Origin of the sequence: Natronosalvus halobius (genome assembly GCF_024138145.1) — an archaeon.
In the GTDB taxonomy this organism is placed as follows: Archaea; Halobacteriota; Halobacteria; order Halobacteriales; family Natrialbaceae; genus Natronosalvus; species Natronosalvus halobius.
In genome coordinates, this window is record NZ_CP099998.1 from 190,239 (window position 1) to 209,270 (window position 19,032).

17 protein-coding genes and 4 pseudogenes are annotated in these 19,032 nt (G+C 52.1%); 14 read left to right on the plus strand and 7 right to left on the minus strand.

Features of this window, described 5'->3' with window-relative positions; genetic code table 11:
• Positions 1 to 711: 711 nt before the first annotated feature.
• Complete coding sequence (locus NGM15_RS17830; protein ID WP_253438432.1) at positions 712 to 987, minus strand: PadR family transcriptional regulator; 276 nt, start codon at positions 985 to 987, stop codon at positions 712 to 714.
• A 380-nt stretch (positions 988 to 1,367) separates the two neighbouring features.
• On the opposite strand from NGM15_RS17830, the gene NGM15_RS17835 reads away from it, so the two are divergent.
• Positions 1,368 to 1,670 carry a HalOD1 output domain-containing protein gene (locus NGM15_RS17835; RefSeq protein ID WP_253438435.1) on the plus strand — a complete coding sequence of 101 codons (303 nt, stop codon included), beginning with the start codon at positions 1,368 to 1,370 and terminating at the stop codon, positions 1,668 to 1,670.
• 350 nt (positions 1,671 to 2,020) lie between these two features.
• Complete coding sequence (locus NGM15_RS17840) at positions 2,021 to 2,242, plus strand: DUF7344 domain-containing protein (RefSeq protein WP_253438437.1); 222 nt, start codon at positions 2,021 to 2,023, stop codon at positions 2,240 to 2,242.
• 711 nt (positions 2,243 to 2,953) lie between these two features.
• Here the strand turns inward: NGM15_RS17840 and NGM15_RS17845 are convergent.
• Positions 2,954 to 3,361 carry a nuclear transport factor 2 family protein gene (locus NGM15_RS17845; RefSeq protein WP_253438440.1) on the minus strand — a complete coding sequence of 136 codons (408 nt, stop codon included), beginning with the start codon at positions 3,359 to 3,361 and terminating at the stop codon, positions 2,954 to 2,956.
• Between the two features lie 278 nt (positions 3,362 to 3,639).
• On the minus strand, positions 3,640 to 3,900 hold the full coding sequence (locus NGM15_RS17850) for a hypothetical protein (RefSeq protein ID WP_253438442.1): 261 nt from the start codon (positions 3,898 to 3,900) through the stop codon (positions 3,640 to 3,642).
• A 415-nt stretch (positions 3,901 to 4,315) separates the two neighbouring features.
• On the opposite strand from NGM15_RS17850, the gene NGM15_RS17855 reads away from it, so the two are divergent.
• Complete coding sequence (locus tag NGM15_RS17855) at positions 4,316 to 5,200, plus strand: hypothetical protein (protein WP_253438445.1); 885 nt, start codon at positions 4,316 to 4,318, stop codon at positions 5,198 to 5,200.
• A complete protein-coding gene (locus NGM15_RS17860) occupies positions 5,197 to 7,266 on the plus strand; it encodes an MBL fold metallo-hydrolase (protein ID WP_253438447.1) in 2,070 nt (689 codons plus the stop codon). Before NGM15_RS17855 ends, NGM15_RS17860 begins: the two co-directional genes overlap by 4 nt.
• A 469-nt stretch (positions 7,267 to 7,735) precedes the next feature.
• Here NGM15_RS17860 and NGM15_RS17865 read toward each other — a convergent pair whose 3' ends face one another.
• Both NGM15_RS17865 and NGM15_RS17870 read right to left on the minus strand, forming a co-directional pair.
• Positions 7,736 to 8,263, minus strand: coding sequence for a DUF7342 family protein (locus NGM15_RS17865; RefSeq protein ID WP_253438450.1), 528 nt, complete (start codon positions 8,261 to 8,263; stop codon positions 7,736 to 7,738).
• A gap of 72 nt (positions 8,264 to 8,335) precedes the next feature.
• A complete protein-coding gene (locus tag NGM15_RS17870) occupies positions 8,336 to 8,896 on the minus strand; it encodes a hypothetical protein (RefSeq protein ID WP_253438453.1) in 561 nt (186 codons plus the stop codon).
• 264 nt (positions 8,897 to 9,160) lie between these two features.
• Here NGM15_RS17870 and NGM15_RS17875 point away from each other — a divergent pair, with 264 nt between their 5' ends.
• From NGM15_RS17875 to NGM15_RS17910, 7 genes and pseudogenes are all read left to right on the plus strand, one after another.
• On the plus strand, positions 9,161 to 9,709 hold the full coding sequence (locus tag NGM15_RS17875) for a helix-turn-helix domain-containing protein (RefSeq protein ID WP_253438456.1): 549 nt from the start codon (positions 9,161 to 9,163) through the stop codon (positions 9,707 to 9,709).
• Positions 9,706 to 10,164: a type II toxin-antitoxin system VapC family toxin gene (locus tag NGM15_RS17880; RefSeq protein ID WP_253438459.1), complete on the plus strand. Its 459-nt coding sequence runs from the start codon at positions 9,706 to 9,708 to the stop codon at positions 10,162 to 10,164. The genes NGM15_RS17875 and NGM15_RS17880 overlap by 4 nt, the downstream gene beginning before the upstream one ends.
• A 362-nt stretch (positions 10,165 to 10,526) precedes the next feature.
• Positions 10,527 to 11,129 (plus strand): annotated as a pseudogene (locus NGM15_RS17885) (DUF234 domain-containing protein); the annotation flags it as partial.
• Between the two features lie 639 nt (positions 11,130 to 11,768).
• Positions 11,769 to 12,971 carry a Cdc6/Cdc18 family protein gene (locus NGM15_RS17890; RefSeq protein WP_253438462.1) on the plus strand — a complete coding sequence of 401 codons (1,203 nt, stop codon included), beginning with the start codon at positions 11,769 to 11,771 and terminating at the stop codon, positions 12,969 to 12,971.
• A gap of 310 nt (positions 12,972 to 13,281) precedes the next feature.
• Positions 13,282 to 13,540 (plus strand): annotated as a pseudogene (locus NGM15_RS17895) (ParA family protein); the annotation flags it as partial.
• Between the two features lie 67 nt (positions 13,541 to 13,607).
• Positions 13,608 to 13,878: pseudogene (locus NGM15_RS17900) on the plus strand (DUF8160 family protein); the annotation flags it as partial.
• A 387-nt stretch (positions 13,879 to 14,265) separates the two neighbouring features.
• Positions 14,266 to 14,529: a hypothetical protein gene (locus NGM15_RS17910; RefSeq protein WP_253438464.1), complete on the plus strand. Its 264-nt coding sequence runs from the start codon at positions 14,266 to 14,268 to the stop codon at positions 14,527 to 14,529.
• A gap of 59 nt (positions 14,530 to 14,588) precedes the next feature.
• Here NGM15_RS17910 and NGM15_RS17915 read toward each other — a convergent pair whose 3' ends face one another.
• Positions 14,589 to 14,849 carry a hypothetical protein gene (locus NGM15_RS17915; RefSeq protein ID WP_253438466.1) on the minus strand — a complete coding sequence of 87 codons (261 nt, stop codon included), beginning with the start codon at positions 14,847 to 14,849 and terminating at the stop codon, positions 14,589 to 14,591.
• Between the two features lie 677 nt (positions 14,850 to 15,526).
• On the opposite strand from NGM15_RS17915, the gene NGM15_RS17920 reads away from it, so the two are divergent.
• Positions 15,527 to 16,762, plus strand: a complete 1,236-nt coding sequence (locus NGM15_RS17920) for an MFS transporter (RefSeq protein ID WP_253438469.1) — start codon at positions 15,527 to 15,529, stop codon at positions 16,760 to 16,762.
• A 182-nt stretch (positions 16,763 to 16,944) separates the two neighbouring features.
• On the opposite strand, the pseudogene NGM15_RS17925 reads toward NGM15_RS17920, so the two are convergent.
• Positions 16,945 to 17,462, minus strand: a pseudogene (locus tag NGM15_RS17925) (IS5 family transposase); the annotation flags it as partial.
• Between the two features lie 228 nt (positions 17,463 to 17,690).
• On the opposite strand from NGM15_RS17925, the gene NGM15_RS17930 reads away from it, so the two are divergent.
• Both NGM15_RS17930 and NGM15_RS17935 read left to right on the plus strand, forming a co-directional pair.
• A complete protein-coding gene (locus NGM15_RS17930; protein ID WP_253438471.1) occupies positions 17,691 to 18,284 on the plus strand; it encodes a PH domain-containing protein in 594 nt (197 codons plus the stop codon).
• A complete protein-coding gene (locus NGM15_RS17935; protein WP_253438474.1) occupies positions 18,281 to 18,841 on the plus strand; it encodes a PH domain-containing protein in 561 nt (186 codons plus the stop codon). Before NGM15_RS17930 ends, NGM15_RS17935 begins: the two co-directional genes overlap by 4 nt.
• Positions 18,842 to 19,032 lie beyond the last annotated feature (191 nt).

Genomic DNA, 19,032 nt, shown 5'->3' on the forward strand with positions numbered 1-19,032 from the left:
CCAACGGTTTGGGATCCTCTCGCGGGAATTGTTGGTTAAACCAGTCGCCCGTCTGCAGTACTGAAGAAGAGAACACAAACCCCGAAAGAAAGGCTCTGTTGAAACCCTCAGTGAGTGATAGGATTGAACCGCTGTGCTGAATATAGAGGATTAGTGCAGCACGACAACTCTGTTTGTTTCACCTCGAAAGCAGTGAACCATCCACTCACAATACGTGCGCAGGAATCGGTACTTCAATACCCGGGATGTCGGCAATCCTGCATGCTTTGGAACCGGTTATATGATTTGGTAATACTCATAGGCACGCGGTTGAAGGGTGAATGGCCTTTAAAAACGACGCACCACTGCCACCTCCCATTCGAGGGACAACCACGCCCTTCACTTCCTCATACGAGAATGGTGACAATAAAATCAGTTATTACTCCGGTGAGTCTTTCGGCCTGAGAGGATTCCACCAGAGTACTGCTTACTGACTGTCCTTAATCTCGACAAACGATCGGCTGCCGCATCGACAATGGGGATAGTTCCCGACGCGTTTTATGTCCCCCTCAGGGAACCGGATGGCTGGATAGACGGCTTCACAGTTAGTACAGATCGCAACTATCTCTTCACCAATCCGCTTCTCTTTCATTGAAGGACGTGGCACAACAGCCCAAATACTGTTTGTGTCTCTCTACGATTCCTGACCTGATACCTATATCACCAGTACTGTCACAAATCAACGTACTGAGCTTCCCATTCGTGGCGTTCCTGAATCTGTTGTATTCCGGCGTCGGCCAGCGCATAGTAATTTGTTCGTCGATCACGTTGCCCTTTCTCGACTAGTTCCCTGTTGACCAGCGTGTCGAGATTCGGGTAGAGCCGCCCATGATTGATCTCGGTGCTGTAATACTGTCCCACTTCTTCTTTTACCATCGTTCCGGAGGGCTGGTCGGCACCGGCGATCACGTACAACAGGTCTCGCTGAAATCCTGTGAGGTCGTGCATGATACCGAATTCCGCCACTTACCAACTAATTGTAATACCGGGCATACACACCCGATTGCACGGGTATCGAAGCGTCTAACCGATTGTACGAGGAGATGAATAATGGTCGGTATCGCTCTGTGTGCCACTCCAATCCGTTGAATTCGTCGTCGCCTTCACTGAAACTGCTACTCCACAGAGCCGTCGAAGCACAGATCGTGGGCGAGGAAGCGTTCGGGTTTCTGGCTGCAAGAATCAGTTCCGACTTCGCTTCTTGACCACTCGAAGCAGTCCGTGAAATCGGCATTCAACTGGGTAGCGGTACGTTTGAGACAAATACCTAACCATTTGGGACACAGGTTCAAATACAGCGGTGCTGACAGCCACTGTAGTGCATTCCGATGACCCCAGGGTATGAGGAATTCGACTACGATTCATCCACCGTGGTCGAACACAGATGTGGTGAATCGACCCCGGCTAGTATCGCCGTCGTCCAGGCAATTGGGGCGATTGAAGGGGTTGATCCAACAGAGGCACCGGAAGAGCTTGGCTTCACCCTCTACGACCACGTAGATCCCGAAGCCCTCGATGCGATGGTCGAAGATGGAAGTCGCACGGGTGGAGTCACCATTGAATTCTCACTCGAAGGCCATCGTGTCTTGATCACGGACACCGGTCTCATCCGGGTGCAACCAACGGAGTAACTAGGGGTCAAAGCCAGACAGTTCCATCCTCACAAGAGACATCTCTCAGCAGCACTATCTTACATTAAGATGGTCTAGAACGGTACACCCCCTCGTTTTCGTCTTGCCGTGATCGTGTGGTCGAGTAATGGAGCAGGAGTGGATTGTTAATAGGTACCAGACGACAATTATAATTAAGACAACACTTATGTGGCAGACGCACGTCAGACACGATATCTCATCGGGGGGATAGAAGAATGGGAAATCAACACTCAATCCAGTCCGCTAGAGCAGACGAATTGCTACTAGTAGTCGCCAACCACTACTGCCGTAGCCTCCTGTTTACCCTCCTCAATTCGTCTGAGTCAGTCATGTCACTTGATGCCCTTGCAATCACGCTTGGTCAGGGGAGTCACGAAAGCGAAGAACACATCGCCGTTCAATTACGCCATTCAACGCTCCCCCGCCTCAGCGAGAGCGGACTCATTGAGTATGACGCGAGGAGTCAAACGATTCGATACTGGGGGAACCCGATGGTTGAGGAGGTGTTAGAGACGATTTCAGAATTCCCCACACAGCACGTCGAGATCTAACCATTTTAGCACTTTCGGGAGAGGAACGCAGTTACTTGCTACGAACTCTATTGACCGGCAACAGGAAGTTCCTCCTGTGAAGTGTTCTCTGTTGGTTTCTGAAGATGAGCGAACTACCCGACTCCTCTCAGAAGTGACGTGACCGAAGATGCAGTGAATCACCGCTGTTTCTTCTATCAAGTTAGTGCTGAATCATCCGACCAGGTGACCTGCGCATGGAACGCTATTAGAAGATGGGTGGGAGTTTTATGGACTCTGTTCGAGTATTAAACACAATGGCTCTTCAGGAGGTTTTGGGACCGGACTCCCTCAATCAAATTGTCTACGTTATTCTTTTGTGGGCTATCATCGTGTTCGCGTCTACTTTCATCTTCGACGAGCAAATTGTGCGGTTAGAGACGGTCATTGGAACAGCGGTCCTCCTTGTATGGGTCGTGTGGGGCGTTTATTATCGCCTTGAGCAGGTACAACAGGAGCGATATCGACGAAAAAGAAACCGTTGACCATACCTTATGGTGACCTCCATGAGCAAACTGTTCTGAGCGATCACCAACTTCGCAAATTCGGCTGGATCTCGTGCCGCATTCGCGCTATGAGTTCAGCAGTCGCTGAACAAACAATCCGATTCCTGCCAGAAAGGACGTGACCAACTCAGAGATTGTCTGTCCTCAGTTCGGTCAGGAATGACGCAACACCGATGTTCGTGGTAGTTCACGCTTCGAGCGCGGCGTTGAACAACGCGGTGTCAGCGTATGATCTCCACTGAATGATCTTCCCCTCCTCGAAATCGAAGACGTGCGCGTTCGGGTATTCGACTGACTTTCCCGTCTTGGTAGACGTACCACTCCAAGTGAGAAGTACAACAACGGTATCATCGTCCTCAACGTACCGCTCTGGGGCGACCGAAACATCCTCCCACTCAGTTCCTACCCTGGAAAAGACGTTCTCAACAATCTCGTCGAATCCGTGGTGTGTTCCCCCGCCAGCAATCCCCTTTGGTTCGTGTAACTCCACATCTGGATCCATGATGTTTCGTATGGCCTCGAAATCACCCTTGCCAAACGAATCGTATAGTTCCTGTACTCTCTCGGTATTGGGCTTCTCTGTCTCTCCAGGCATATCACCATAGACGATAGCCGAACCTATAGCCTCATGGTGGGCATGCCATCATGCGCATCGACCCAGTAATTGGTGGGAACATTGACCGAGTTAACACTGTTACCAACACAGATTAGACAGGGAAGCACACCGAGAGGATCCCTGCGATCACTGTCTATATCATTTTTTGACGATTCGCTCCGGCCGACCCTCGATGCTGCATATGCGCTCTGTATTCAGCACGCAGTTCTTATTAGGATTGAAGAATTTCAACAAAACCGAAAGACAGGGATCTGCCTCTATCGAGCGACTGCACTGAGTACGATGGTTAGCCGTCGCATTTCGGCACTCAGTTCGGTCGAACGCAGGGACGCCTGTGGTCCAAGATTCGCTCCAGTTGGACCTGCGACCGCTTTCGCCTGCTCGAGTTCGTGGCGTTCTCGCTGGGCCTGTCGTTCGAGGACAGCTGCCCGTCGACGACGATCGATTCTCCGTTCGTCGTCGACGTCGTCGTCTTCGATCGTGAAGCGCTTGCCACGGTGGTCGATCTGGTCGAGCATCAGTACGCATCCTCCGGAACTGCGTCTCGAGCGTCCGCCTGCAGGTGCTCGTAGCGGACTTCACAGCTATCCGAACAGAACCGGCCAGCGTATCCGGCTCGATCTCGGGTACGTCTCGTACAGGTCGGTACTCGACACTCAGTACACCTGGTCATGTGGCGATCCCTCGCTTCAGGAACCGGGTCGTTGCAGCGTCTGGCGACGCTGGTGCTACGTTGCTTGATCGCATGGATGTCTGCGAGCGGCTTCAGTCGGGCCCCCGCACCCCTCCCGGGGCGGATAAACTATCTCGAGCGGACGACCTGGTCACCTCTCAGTCACCGGTTGAACGTCCCATTAAATCGCACACTCTCTAACAACCCCCTCACGTAGAAAGAATTATAAGAGATAAATAATACAATTATTTACGCTAAATATGGGAATACAAGAGACAAGCGGCGATACAGAACGCACTGCTACTGCGATCCTTCGAGTCCTTGACCCTATCGAAATCATCGACTCACTTCCTCCAACCGTCTTCCCGGTCAGCGCGAAAATCCAGCTTGATCGTACCAGTCGCGAAGATCATGCCTATCAAGAGTATCGGCCACCAGACTACCCCGTTGAAGTCCGTGTCCCCGCCGAAGCGCCCTATATCCCGGAAACAACGGTCCATTTTAGCAATCCTGCAGAGCGGCCGCCCAAAAATGCACAGCCTGTGAGCACTGCTGAATTCGTCGACGGCCTTGAGGAGATAGCTGATCATCTCGAAGAAGAGACTGCTACTGATCCTCAGCGTCTATATCTTACTGGGATCTGCGTTGTCGAAGTCCCCTCTCAATATCTTACCGTTGATGATGGTATACACGCTGTGAAACCTGCACTGTATGAGGAAAACGCCGAGATGACGATCGCGTATTTCCAAAAGGATAATTCGCTCAGTGCCCACAATGTTCGTGAAGATCTTGATGAGGCACTTCCTGGCGAGACTCGAACACCGCTCGAACTCATCCGTCTCGATGAGGTTACTGCTAAACCGTCACGCCTTGGAAGAGGGACTACGCGTCGAGCAGGCCGTGCCCAATACTTTACTGAAAAAGAAGCTGAAAAAGCTGGCTCAATCGATGCAACACCTGCGATTTGGCAGGTAAAGCGTCTTCGTCGCCCCGGAGATGGTACCCGCCCTCTCGAAACCGTACTTGATGAATACTACCAGTTTTTACCTAGACTTGCTGAGACCGACCTTATTCGCGAGCTCACTTTTGTTGGCCAGACCCGGACTGTCGAACGATTCTACGCCGAACAAGTTCTGAGCCGATGAGTCATCAACGGACACTCAAACAGCCAGAAGAGGGAAGTACAGCTTCCAATGATGGTAGCCTCGTTGACCAACCTCTTGTGGTTACTCCATTGGGTGGGGCTAGAGAAGTCGGTCGATCTTGTTATCATGTCCAAACGCCGGAGTTGGATCTCCTTGTTGACTGTGGACTCAATCAGGGCTCCGGTGGTCAGTTTCCAAAACTGAGGGAGATCGACGAAGGACAGATTGACGCCGTATTTCTCACGCATGCCCATATCGATCACTCAGGAGGACTTCCAGTACTGGAGCATCGCGACCTTCTCGCAGCTGATGCCCCTCTTATCACGACACGACCGACAACGGCACTTTGCCATACTCTTCTCCACGATTCAATTAACATTCATGAGGAACAGGCCCGCCAACAGGGCCGAAAGCAACAATTCACCAGAGATGACGTCCATGACGTTCTTGAGCGGTTTAAACCACATCGCTACGGAACCCATACCCTCTCTCGAGATCTCCCTCGAATCGATACCCTCGCTGATTTCGAATACAAACTCGGTGGAGCAGGCCATCTGCTTGGTAGTGCTTGGCTCGCCATTGAATACGGTGGCCGTCGCGTTGTGTTCTCTGGTGATATTGGGGGTCGATCAGCTCATCTTCCTGATTGGGAGGCGCCTCCATCTGCAGATACGCTCTTCTTGGAGAGTACTTATGGGGACCGCCAGCAACACCGCTCGTTAAAATCAGCACGGAACCAACTCTATCAAGAATCCTTGGACGCTGTGAAGAACGGTATTCCGGTTCTCATTCCAACCTTCGCTGTGGGACGAGCCCAAGAAGTGATGCAGATATTCCGCGAACGCTTTCCGCACGAGCCAGATGATATCCAGGAGAAACTGGAGGTTATCTACGATGGGATGGCACGAGACGCCACTGCTGCCTATCATGCCTATTCTATTGGGGAATTCGTCAATGAAAAGATCAATAACTGGCGGATGAACGCTCAAGACAACGAGCCCTTTCTTCCGGACTGTGCATGGTACCCAGAAAATAATTCTGAGCGTGCCCCAATCCTCGATGGTGACAACGCCCCGATTATCGTCGCACCTTCTGGAATGCTTACTGGGGGCACCTCACCGCTGTATCTTACTGCACTTGCGGAAAAATATGATGAGGCACGTGTTTTCTTAATTGGTCACCAGGCGGAGGGGACACCAGGAAAAGTCCTGCAAGATGCTTCAGGGACCCACGTAGAAGTATCTCTCCCAGTAACACCATTCACTGATCTGGATCTTGAGGCCGACGACAGCGGCAATACCACAGTAACGATCCCAACGTCTTGGATCCAAACCATCTCTGGTTTTAGCGGACACTGCGCTCGTCAAGTTCTGTCTGAGTTCGCTCAGGATGTCGACGCAAAGCATGTCGCACTTGTCCACGGACCAAGTGCTGCTCAGAAAGAGTGCAGAAACTACCTTGATAAGAAGCTCAACGCAGATGTCGTAAGTCGGGCTATAATGGGAACGCCAATTCCCGTTTATGGTGCTACTTCAGGGAAACTCACCAATGTTGATCTAAGTGATGGGGCTGCCACTGCTGCAACCGTCCGCCCCCAAAGTGAGGTTGATACAGACCATGTTACAGATACGCTTGTCGATGACGATGAATCGAGTAGCGAATTTGAGACCGAGAACCTAGAGACAGAGCAGGAGGTAGAGCTGAGTGTTGGAGAGCGCATTGACGTATTGGAGGAGAAAATAAAGCAACTTGAAGCAGAATTGGTGGCTGCCCGTCACGAGGGCCGATGGACTGAGGGCGAACTTCGACGGCTTATTCGCTCGGAACTAGATAGCGGGTCTACGATCCCCGGGAGTGTCAGTGACCCTCCATTTAAGGAACACACGCTTGATGCTCTCTTAGAAATCGACGGGATAGGGACAAATATCCTCGAGAATCTCAATGAGAACGGGTATCAGTCAATAGCTGGTATCAAGAGTGCTTCTATATCAGATCTAACTAACGTTGATGGGATAGGCAAAAAGATCGCCACTAGGATGTTGGAACAAACGCGTAGAGAGTCCTGAACGATATTTTGGAAACTACTCGAAAGACAGTTCAGCAAGCTTCTCTGGCAGGCTTTGTAGACGAGTTTCGAAGACTGATAGCGGGTGGGCATCCAGAAACACAGCCTTTTCTCGATCCACTGAACCATTCGGATAATCGATCTGAAAGTGGCAATGGCCTAAGTCTGTGTGAGTATTATCCTGACGCCATCCGCAGGAAAAGCCACGTTCTGGTTCGACCCACTGAATCCAGTAGCGGTTCCAATCCTGACGGAATATGAATTCAATTTCGACTCGAGCAGTTGTTGACCGATACGAGTGATCAAGAAACCGTTCAACGTCGACAACGGCGTGAATCTCGCGAGGGCGGTTTCGAGACGGAAGATACTGGACGTCGGAAAACTCCGGTTGCGTACTCAGTCGCTGGTGAATTCGTTGATAAACACGTGGCTTGTCGTACGGGTTTCCACCGCTAGTGAACCGTCCCATCTCAGTCGGCGTGTTGAGGTTGGCTGGGGTCTGAACCGTGGTCTTGTGCCGAAAGATCGTCGTATAGCCCAAGTGCGTTGGTGAGTAGCTGGCGATGGTGCTCGTTTTCCTCCCAGTAAGAGATCACCTTTCGTCGATCCTGGACCTCTTCTGGAGGGAGCTCATCTCCAAGCGATGCCTCGAGCTCTTGCAGTGAATCAACATCGTATTCGCGCTTCCACTCTGCAATTTCTGAGGCGATTGCCTCCAGTTCGTCTCGAAGCTCGTCTTTCGTATTCTCAACGACAAGCTCTTGGATATGATCGAGGTACGCCCGCATTGGATCGATCTTGTAGCGTATATCGCCGTCAATCTCGACGGTCGTAAGCTGGCCTGCATCAGTAAGATACTCGAGTTGAGATTTCGTTGTCTCCCAGGATCCAACCTCTGCTTGCTCTTTGATCCAGTTGACCGACCTCGGCTCGCGGAGTGTGAGGGCAACAGCTTCGATCCGGTCTCGAGCAGTCATCGTTTCAGTCCAGTCATCCATGGTCTTGGAAGCAGATATGGGCCCCATACACTTATAGATTGAGAGCGGTTCGCCATATTCGAGATATAGAGGTTAGCGAATGAACGTCCCATCTGGGGATGGGACCAGTCCAGTCCGAATCTCGAGGTCGACGCGTCTGAGGTGTTTACAGCCACCGGCAGGCTCGCGTTGTTCACAATCCGGACAGGTGCACGTTTCCACCTCGACATCGACCGTGTAGGTGTTTCCACTCTCGCTGACGACCTCGTAGGTTGGGCCCACGCTGGCGAAGCGAACGTCCATATTCTCACTCAGTGCGCGACGGGTTCGTGGTTCGTCGGTCGAGTACCCGCCTGCCTCGAGTGGAGTCGGTGGCTGTGGATCTGCACAGGGGCTGGTGAATTTGTTGCGGCGGTTGCGTTCTTGCCCGCATTTTCTGCAGCGCCAGTAGCGTGTGCGGTATTCGGAACCCTCTGTGAGGTCGATTTCATACATCGATGGCTCAGTTCCGGGAAGCCACTCGTCGATTGCGACGAGTTCGTGTCCGTTGAGGCGGGCAACGTCACCTGGATAGCTTCGGTCCCGGCTGCTCGTGTCCGTCTTGGATTGGTCGTCTCGATGCGATTCGCTCTGGAGTTGCTGATCTGTACTCATTAGTGATCTCGAGACACACTGAGTTGCGCCTCACGCCTATTGGCGCACAAAAAATGGGTTGTAGCGTCTGTTGTCGAAATTCAGTTTCGAAGAGATCGGGGGTTTCTGAGCAGATTCAGAATTACCCTACGAAACCTATTCTACAAAATTTGTTCTTTCATTGAGAAGGAAATCACCACCATCTCGAAAAAGAGTGAAACTAGATGCCCCGTGAACTACTGACGTACCCTCAATTAAAGAGAACTGCTGTACGCCGTTCACCGTGTGCATCTCATATCCTCGACACATTTCGCCACCACGCCGCCGACCTCCCGGAACGCGTTGAGGACGTCGGCCTTTGAGTGGACTGTCTCTACCATACACTTTGTAGTGTATCCGTCCCTTCTCCCCATACACTTTGTGGTGCGCAGACTTATATCGGTTCACTACGTAGTGAAGGGTATGAGCCGAAATGACCGAGGTGAGTATTCACCGACGGTAACGGACGAGGAGATCCTCGCGTTCATCGCTCGCGAGGATCGCCCAATTCAGACAGCGCAGTCAGTCGGTGATCAGTTCGGTATTGATCGCTCGCAGGCCTATCGACGGCTCCAACGCCTCGCCGATGACGGCACACTCGAGAAATCAAAAGTCGGGGGGAGAGCTGTCGTGTGGTGGCTCTCCACCGGGAGCAAGCGGGCGAGCGAAGCAACGATCAGCGACGTCAACCCAGACGACCCGATATTTGATCGCGAAACCTTCGAAGCGGGGGAGCCGGCCAACACCTCTGAGAACATCGACGATATCCTCTATAGTGACGCCGAGTCGGCATGAGTCAGGGCACACCCATTCCGTTATTCGTCGACACGGGCGGTTTCTACGCGGCGTATGTCGAGGACGATGCCAACCATACTCGAGCTTCAGCTGTGTTCGACGCGATTCGGGCCGGTGAGTACGGACCGATTTTCACGAGCCGGTACGTGCTCGCCGAGCTCGCAACCGTGATCCTTTACCGGAAGAGCCACCACCACGCTGTCTCGACACTCAAGGAGATCCGAGCTTCAGAGACGATCAATGTGGTCCCCGTGACTGGTGCCATGTTCGACGCAGCATACGAACGCTTCGTCAAGTACGATGACCAAGAGATTGCGTTCTTCGAGCACCTTGGCGGTGCACTCGCTCGCGAATATGAGATTGAGTACGTATTCACGTTCGACCCGAGCGATTTCCACACGATGGGACTCACTGTTGTTCCAGACGATCCAGGAGAAGGACCTCGTCACGAATGATGCTCAAGTGTATGCAATGGGTACCCTCGTCTCGAGTTCTCCACCAGAGATGTCTGGGCTTTCCTGTGGTATTCACTGAAGCGACTCAAGCCTACGAGCGAACTACCCCTCCCTACTCGCTCACGGTTTGTATCGCTCGTTCGTTGAGGGCAGGGAGGGAGTCACTCGTCCCAGAAAGCTTTGATTCGGTCATCAAGACAGGTAACCACATCTCATCCTGTGGCTGAGTAATTAGGGATCCCTGAAATGACTGGAGTAGAGTCGACTTCAAATAACGTACTCTAAAGTACGATACTCTGAGGTATGATTATAGCAAGTATTATATTTGGTTCTACAATATCAGAGAATATTTGGTTCTACATATCGATTACAATCAACTTTCAAAATACATAAACCGCCTCTCTCGGCTGCGACTGGTCGATCAACACGTTCCAATTACCGAACGAAAGGAGCGAACCAAGCGAAGTCGCTATCGTATCCGTGATCAGTTCTTCCGATTTTGGTTCCATTTCGTCTATGGGAGCGGTGACAGATACGAGGACTTTGGAGATGAAGCATACGAGACGCTCATCGAGCCGGAACTCGCAGACTTCGTAAGCGACTCGTTCGAGGATCTCTGTGGTTCCGCTCTTCGAACGCTCTATCCCGAGTATATGATCACGGACGTCGGACAATGGTGGTATCAGGACCACGAGGTTGACGTTGTGGGTCTAACAAACGAGGACGCGCTGGTCACTGGCGAGTGCAAATTTCAGCGATCACCGTTGGATTACGATGCGTTCTCGAAGCTTCAAACTCACGTCAATGAGCTTCAATGGACGCCATCCGGAGGGGGAGAGCGGAAGCACGAATACGCGTTGTTCTCTCGAAGCGGATTTACACAGGCCGTAGAGAACGCTGCCGAGAAACGGGATGATTTGCGACTGTTTACCGTTGAGGACGTCTTGACAGCGCTGAAATCGTGAATCGCCTCGAGTTCCATAAGCAAGGGTATCCTTTCGAACCTCGAAAAGACTTGACCAGGATGAACTCAAGGACTCAGAACAGGATGTTGATCAGCGGATTATTGAATGATAAGAAAGTATTGATCGTTTGCAGTATAGGAATCTAACCAGAATTCTTTTGGTGAATAATTGGCTGCAGTCCATACCCCCCACTTTTCACGAGTGTTTTGATCACATTGTGAAGACAGACAATCACTCGGACCCCCCACATTTCATGAGTGTTTGGAAGAGTATGTCTATCGGCCAAATTGGCTGAGGTTAGAGATCAAGGAGATTAGGGAAATAGCACCCCCACCCCCCACTTTTCACGAGTGTTTGGGGCAGAAGTGAATACGGAAACAATGTCTGACGTTCCGCTAGAAGATCAATGGTGTGAATAGAACGTCTCTAGCTCCATTGCGGATTTTGTTATGGCTAGAGTGACTTATAGTTTCCCCAGCTAGTAGTCTCCGTCAGAGATCCCCACCCACCTCTTCTCAAAAACTCTCGTGAAATATGGGGGGAGGGGGTTCTGTTCTATTAGATACTGAGGAATCTTATGAAACCCGTGAAACTCGTGAACTAGTGGTTTTATGACCCATTGGTTGAATGTGACTTGCAATGGGGTTGGAACCGTTTACCAAAGACTCGACGATCTTTCGTGACGAGAACGTCCTTCGGGATAGTCACACTCCAAAGACACTGATCGAACGGGATGAGGAGTTGACGGCCTATCAATCCGCCCTTCGTCCCGTGGTAAATGGTGCACAGCCAAAGAACCTCTTTTTGTACGGTCAGACAGGTGTTGGAAAAACGCTGGCGACCAAATTAGTCCTTGAACGGCTCTCTACTGACCTCGAGCCGATGGCCGACGTCGATCTTCACACTGTTTTCCTGAACTGCAAATCGCTCTCCTCGAGTTATCAGGTGGCAGCCAACCTCGTCAACGAGTTTCGCGAGCCTGACAACCAGATCAAGACCACTGGCTACCCATCTGGAATGATCAACCAAATGCTCTGGGACCATTTGAACGACCTCGAGGCCTCTCACTGTCTCATCGTGCTTGACGAAGTTGATTCGATTGGGAACGACGATGACATTCTCTACCAGGTTCCTCGATCGAACGATAACGGTCTTGTCGATGGCACTCAAGTTGGAGTGATCGGCATCTCCAACGATTTTACGTTCCGGGATAACCTCTCCGCCCGAGTCAAAGATTCACTCTGCGATGAGGAGATCCTGTTTTCGCCGTATGACGCAAACCAACTTCGACGGATCCTCGAACAGCGTGCTGAACAGGCGTTTCATGATGATGTCCTCGATGACAATGTGATCCCACTAGCGGCGGCCTTTGCAGGCCAAAGTAGCGGGTCTGCACGGCAAGCCCTTCGTCGGTTATACAAGGCAGGCGACATCGCTCGAGATCAGGGTGCAACTCTCGTCACTGAAGGGCATATTCGTCTCGCTGATCGTGCGGTTGAACGCGATAAAGTATGGGAGGAGTTACTTCGGGTGCCTTCGCATTCGAAGCTCACCCTGTATGCGTTGTTGATGCTTGAAGCCGAGGGGGAACTCCCAGCTAAACGGTCGGCAATCTACAAGCGATATCGTATTGCTGCTAATCGCATTGATATCGATCCGCGGACGGATCGAACGGTACATGACCGGTTATCTCAGCTCACGCTCAAGGGATTCCTTGACGTTGAAGAGAAAAACAAAGGCCCAAAGGGCGGCTCTTACTACCAGTATCAGTTCTCGATTCGGCCCGAACTCGTTACTGAGGCACTCTCTGAAGACTCTCGAGTAGGCGAGTTATTTGATTGATTCCCCAAGTTGAGGTTCTTGTTAACTCCTGTTTTAACTGCAAAAGTTGCGGCGGAAATTACGGCTCCATTCGTTCGCTCTTGACCGACACCCCCCACATTTCACGAGTGTTGTAAGCATACAACTAATGAATATGGCTTTGTTTAAGTATAGGCTGGTGCGCTGATTGGTCAATTGCTGGGAGCGCATGATATTGTGAGATCTGAAGTACAGAAAGCGATACTGGAGGTTGTGAAAAGCGGTCCTGGAGGATCGTAACGGGTTTTTCTAACTCTATACAGCGGCATTTAGGGGGCCCTGCTCACAATGTATGTATCGCGACGACGGTCAGTCGCAAAATTTCCTCAATGCATTCGATGAGTCCTTCGCATCGATGGCCCCAATTTCAAACTCTCGATGCGAGTGCCAATCCAGCGTGCCTGTGACAATGGGCAAGATATTTTCGAACAGGAAGATGCGAACGGTCAGCAAATAGAGCGCGCGATATCTTCCTCGAGATTGCAGAGACGATGGGAGGGGCGTTCGACAAAAAGCAGGTGGAGTGTACGTATGTCTCGAGGAATGGATGAAAGATTCAAGGATTCTTCAGACGAGAGGGAAGAGGAGGACGCGGTCATAGACGAGGACACCATGTAAATGTTGGTAGAATCAGAAGGACAGGGGCGTGAAACTGCGGCGGCGACCGAAAATCGATCAGACCAGTCGAGGACCGCATCCACGTCCGATACTGATTCACTAACCAGTGAGGCAGGAGAGGTAGATGACGAAACGTTACACATCCGTAAGGATTGGGATTCAGCCACGATATACGTTGAGTCAAGCAAAGCGAGGACATCGAGATCACGTTTACCCGTCTGAAAAAGCAGCTCAAACGAGAGGATATCCCGCTGGAGGAAACAAGCACTTCAACTGTTCTGTGACGAGTTCAACCGATTAGCGTGGTGCACGCATCACTGGCGGATACATGCCTCGTGACGACACCGACCGTCCTCACAGCGCTTGTCCGAAACGACGTACTCTCCCCAGACGTTGCCGAGGAATTTCTGGACGATGTGAGCAACGCCCGTAGTTGGCCAGCGAATACCTACGTTACGCGGGCGAAATCCACGCTTCAACAGCAACGAAAAGACGAGTGAGACGACCCGTAGCCGCACGTCTCAGAAGGCATTAACGGGATTCTACTCCACATTCACTCTGAGTACTCGTTCATCCGTCCTCGCCTGTGAACCCGGCTTTACCCCCAAGGAGGTATCCTTAAGCGACTCGATACGAAAGAGACAGGTACGAAGACGAGATGAACGACAGCACCGATCCACGACCGCCGCTTTCGGAGTGGATTCTTGATGCGTACGACGTCCTTTGCACGCACAGTCTCAATTCGGACGATGAGGAAGATGTGCAGTCGGTCCCCAGAGAGCAAGCGCTCGAGTTCCTTCTTGGAACCGATGAACTGGCCCTTGGACCTGAAGACGCAAACTATGCGCTCGCCCGGCTACTCGAGCGAGGCTACTTCTACGAAGTCGACGATGAACTTCGTGTGACGACGCCGGAAAACTGACTTTAGGGTTGCGGTCTGAGACGTACCGCTCACGACATGTACTAATTGACCGCTGAAAATTAGCTGATCGCTTGGAGAAATTCATCTAACGTATCGGTGAGTTCATCGACCTGTTCTCCATTGATTTCAGCGGAGTAGCGGACGATGAACACGTTCTTCTCATTGGTGTGACGAGCCTTGTCTACTTGTTCGACTCCTTTCCAAATTCCCGTGACTTTGACCTGGCCGTGTTCAGCGTGGTCGTAGGATTCACCTCGCTCGATAGCCAGATCAGACTTAGGGCCCGGTAAATCGTCAGAATCGTCCATATTACCGCTCATAATGTCCCTCGACCCTTGTCTCTGTTGGTGGGGGCGGTATCTACTTCCCCTGTCTTGACCGACCTGTTCTATCTGATCGACCATCAACGCCTGCCACATTCCGTCCTGTATTCAACAGACCGTGATCAAACTACCGAGGCGCTGTCAAAAGTGACATACAAGATACGGGGGAGAAGTTCATCACGACAGGTTCGTTTGTGGAACGCGATTCCGCTGAGTTCTGCCGCTCAGTACCCGCATTTACTGTTCGCTGAATGCAGAACTCTGAGTGCAGGCGTGGCAATAATGGACACGGCGGTATAGCTTTATACGAATTCGGGCCGGTATCATCACCCGTCCTGGAGACTTACCGTGGCATCCTGCATACGACCCAACGGCTCTCCAGTGACGTACTCAGCCATCGCCGGCAAAACCCTGTCTTACGCCAGGGTTTTTCGATCGGCTGGAAATGTGCAGAGTGATCAATAACCATCCTGTACTGAGCGATGCGTGCTTGCCCTGTATTGATATTTTTTAGTGTCTGAAGAAATCACAAGCGACCGGTTTCCCGTCACCCTCAATGCTGTGGCAGTCGTTCGAGCGGGGACCTCTCGTGTCTGGCACCAACTGCTTGACTGTCTAGGGGATCGATTCTGGTATGGAAATACTCATGGGACTCAGGAACGGTCGTCCCGAATGTGAGAATTCGGCTTCGTGGGGCGAAAGACGAGGGAAGGTTCGTTCTCGGAGCGGTCATCGTCAGTACGTTTTTCATTGGCTTCGGCGGCGGCGTGATTTTCCCCATCCTGCCAAATCTCGGTGCTGTTCTCGGAATCTCTCCGTTTCTCGTCGGTATTATCCTGAGTGCGAACCGGTTTTCACGGCTATTTGCGAACGCACCGGCTGGGAGCCTCGTGGACCGGTTCGGGACGAGGAAACCATTCGTCATTGGGATGTTCATCCAGGGTCTCTCCACGTCCGGCTACGTTATCGCCATGATCGCACCACTTCCCGAAGTGTGGTTCATGGCTGCGCGCCTCTTCTGGGGTGTCGGGAGTGCGCTCGTCTTTGCGACTGCGTACACGATCGCGGACGATATCAGCGACGGTGGATCGCGGGGTTCGAATATGGGGCTCATCAGAGGCGGCGTCCTTTTCGGGTTCCCGACGGGGGTAGTCCTCGGTGGGCTCGTCAGTGAATTCGCCGGAAATGTCGTCGCGTTCACCGTCGCTACTGGTTTCGCGTTCTTTGCCAGTGCCGTCGCGTACCTGACGGTGCCCGAAACACACGTCGAAGGAGGAGCGAATCAGTCAGTCAAACCGTGGGACATCAATACGAGTCTCCCCGCGGTCACGGTTGGCCTGGTGAACTTTGCCGTGTTGTTCGTCTACATCGGTGCGTTGTTCGCAACGTTAGTCGTGTTTCTCGACCAGAACCAACTCAGCGTCTTCGGCTTCGATGCTCAGGGCTCCTCGGGGCTGTTCATGGGGCTCACCGTCATCGCTGCGGGTCTATCGATGTATGTCGGTGGGTACGTCAGCGATCGGAACCAGTCGCGTGTCCCGGTTTTACTCGTATTCCTGGTCGTTACGTCGATCGGGTTCGTACTGCTCGCGCTCGCGAATTCGGTACCGACGCTGGCGATCGCCTGCCTGTGTATCGGACTCGGGCAAGGCGGAACCAGCGGGCCACTGATGGCACTGTTAGGTGACCTCGTCGCCGATGGCGAGATGGGCCGTGCTGTGGGGACGAACAACGTGTTCGGGGATATCGGCGGTGGGTTCGGCCCCATTGTCACGCTCCCAGTCGTCGATATCGTCGGATTTTGGCCAGTTTATCTCTGCTGTGCGGCCATGCCGCTCGTCGCAGCCTCGATCCTCTTGGGCGGTGTCCGACGCGAAACTGGGGACTTCCTCCCGAGCGTCGGGTCCTAACGTGGTGTCCGCTGTGGCTTCCATAGCAATTTCTTGAGACGAGGCTCCCGATCACGAAACGTGCACACGACAGTTCCTCTATATCTCGCACGACGTTCTTGACAGATGCCGAGTGAATCAATGGGCTAATCGGTACGTGAGTCCCCTTTACTGATCGATACCTGCACCACCTGTATTGATCGTTAGATGGTTCGGTCGAGATTATGGGCGATACACGCGGGCGAGTTCACGACACTGCTTCCACCAGCGTCGTGAACGGACGAACGCACCGTATTTTCGCTTGAGTCGAGAGTTCACCGTTTCGATCTGACTCCACTAGCCGTAAAGTTCGGCATCTAGCCGACCATTCCACGCTTTCTGCAGTGATGAGAACTCACGGTGTTTGATGAGCGGACGAATCCGTTCTCGTGGGCCATTCTCGAATCTGCTGGTCGTCGTACCCTTTGTCTCCAAGCAACACTCGGACTTTAGATGCGTTGCGGTTGATGAGCGATGGCACGATCCGTGTGTCGTGTTTCAGAGTCGTTGTGACGTGAAAATCAAGGATCGCGTTTACTCTCGTATCGACTAAAAGCGTGATTTTCAGCTGTTGAATCGTCAGCTTCGCCCGTTTCGTGTAGTGCTTTGAGGCGTGAGTTCGGTCGAAGCCCGAAGCGTCGATCCCCGCAACACCGTTAGTTGGAAGCAGTGAAACAGAGAGATTGGGTTCTGTTTAAATCCTATTTGCCAGATACTATTTGCGGTGAAACAGCCGGTAGGTAGGGTGCAATCTTCGGTCTCAGAGGGACGTATCTTGGTCGCATGGGTGAGTAAACCGTAGTATCTCTTGTTACGTTTCGCCTCGATCTAAGGGATAGAGAACTCATAGGGTTATGGGTCACAGGGACGGATGCCAACAATAATCAATGGCGGATGACGACCTTCATTAATGTCAGAACCATTCCCATGGTTATCACTTGATACCGATGAGGAGGTCGTGTGGTCTGGGCGTCCTCGCCTTCACGTTGTCGGCTGGCTCGCCGTTCCCGCTCTCGCTATTCCGGCTTTGCTCGTGGTTGTATGGCCGTCATTGTTGAGTGCAGTTGTCGGCGTCCTCGCCTGGGCTGTTATTAGTTATCTCGGTTACGTGTACGTGACAAACATCGACTACGTCATCTCGACAAAATACGTCTACACAAAATTCGGGATACTCGGACGTTCCGTCACGCAAATTGGCCTCCACAATATTCAGGACACTACACTCAGCCAGGGGATCTTCGGGACGCATTCGAACTATGGAACGATTTCGTTCAGCACCGCTGGTGGGGAAGGCGCGACGCTTTCGTTTTACTTGGTCGATGAGCCGTCAACAGTAAAGTCGACGATTGACCGGCAGATCACGAGAGCACGTAAAGGGACGAAAGACAGAGAAGAACACTCGAACGAGAGGAATCTCGATGACCTTCTTACGGAGCTTCGTGCGACACGAAAAGCCGCTCAGCGAATTGACCAACTGTTTGAGCATGGAGGGAACCGACCATGAGTGTCAACGATTACGAATGGCTGGTACTCGAATCGGACGAAGAAATACTCTGGTCCGGCGAGCCGGAGTTGTTCGGATATGCTTGGCTGTTTGCCATGGGAATCGTGTTGATCCCGATGTTTGGAATCGGGTTCGTGATTATCGCCTTGACCTACCTGAGCCTGAAAAACACCGCATATGTGATCACGACCGAGAGTGTTTTTAAAAAGACGGGAATACTCTCTCGGAAGATCACCGACATTGGCCACGAGAACATCCAAGACACCGGGTACAAACAGGGAATTGTTGGCCGATACTATGAATTTGGAACCGTTCAAATCAGCACGGCTGGCGGCAGCGGCGTGGAAATGTCGCTCGCGTACGTACCTGATCCGTTGAACGTCCAATCACAACTCGATGCAGTGGCAACCAGGAGATCGTCCGCGGAGGATACCAGCGCTCCGGATGCACACGAGCGGGTTGAGATAATGGGTGCCACGCTCGACGAACTCATCACAGAAATGCGGGCGACGCGAGAGGCACTGGAGTCAATCGAAGAGCGGTTGAGCGAGGACTGATCCAACGTTGAGACTAGAGGCCCTGATTCGAACATAGCCTCGTACAGATACGGTATTGCAGCACAGACGGTGTCTCTGGCACGAACAATTTTAGGACTCGTGGGAGTCGTCATGGTATTGGTTCCTGAACGGGGTCTGGAAACCGTTGAGCAACTTGCGCTCGAAAACCCTGACGACTGTACCATACGGAA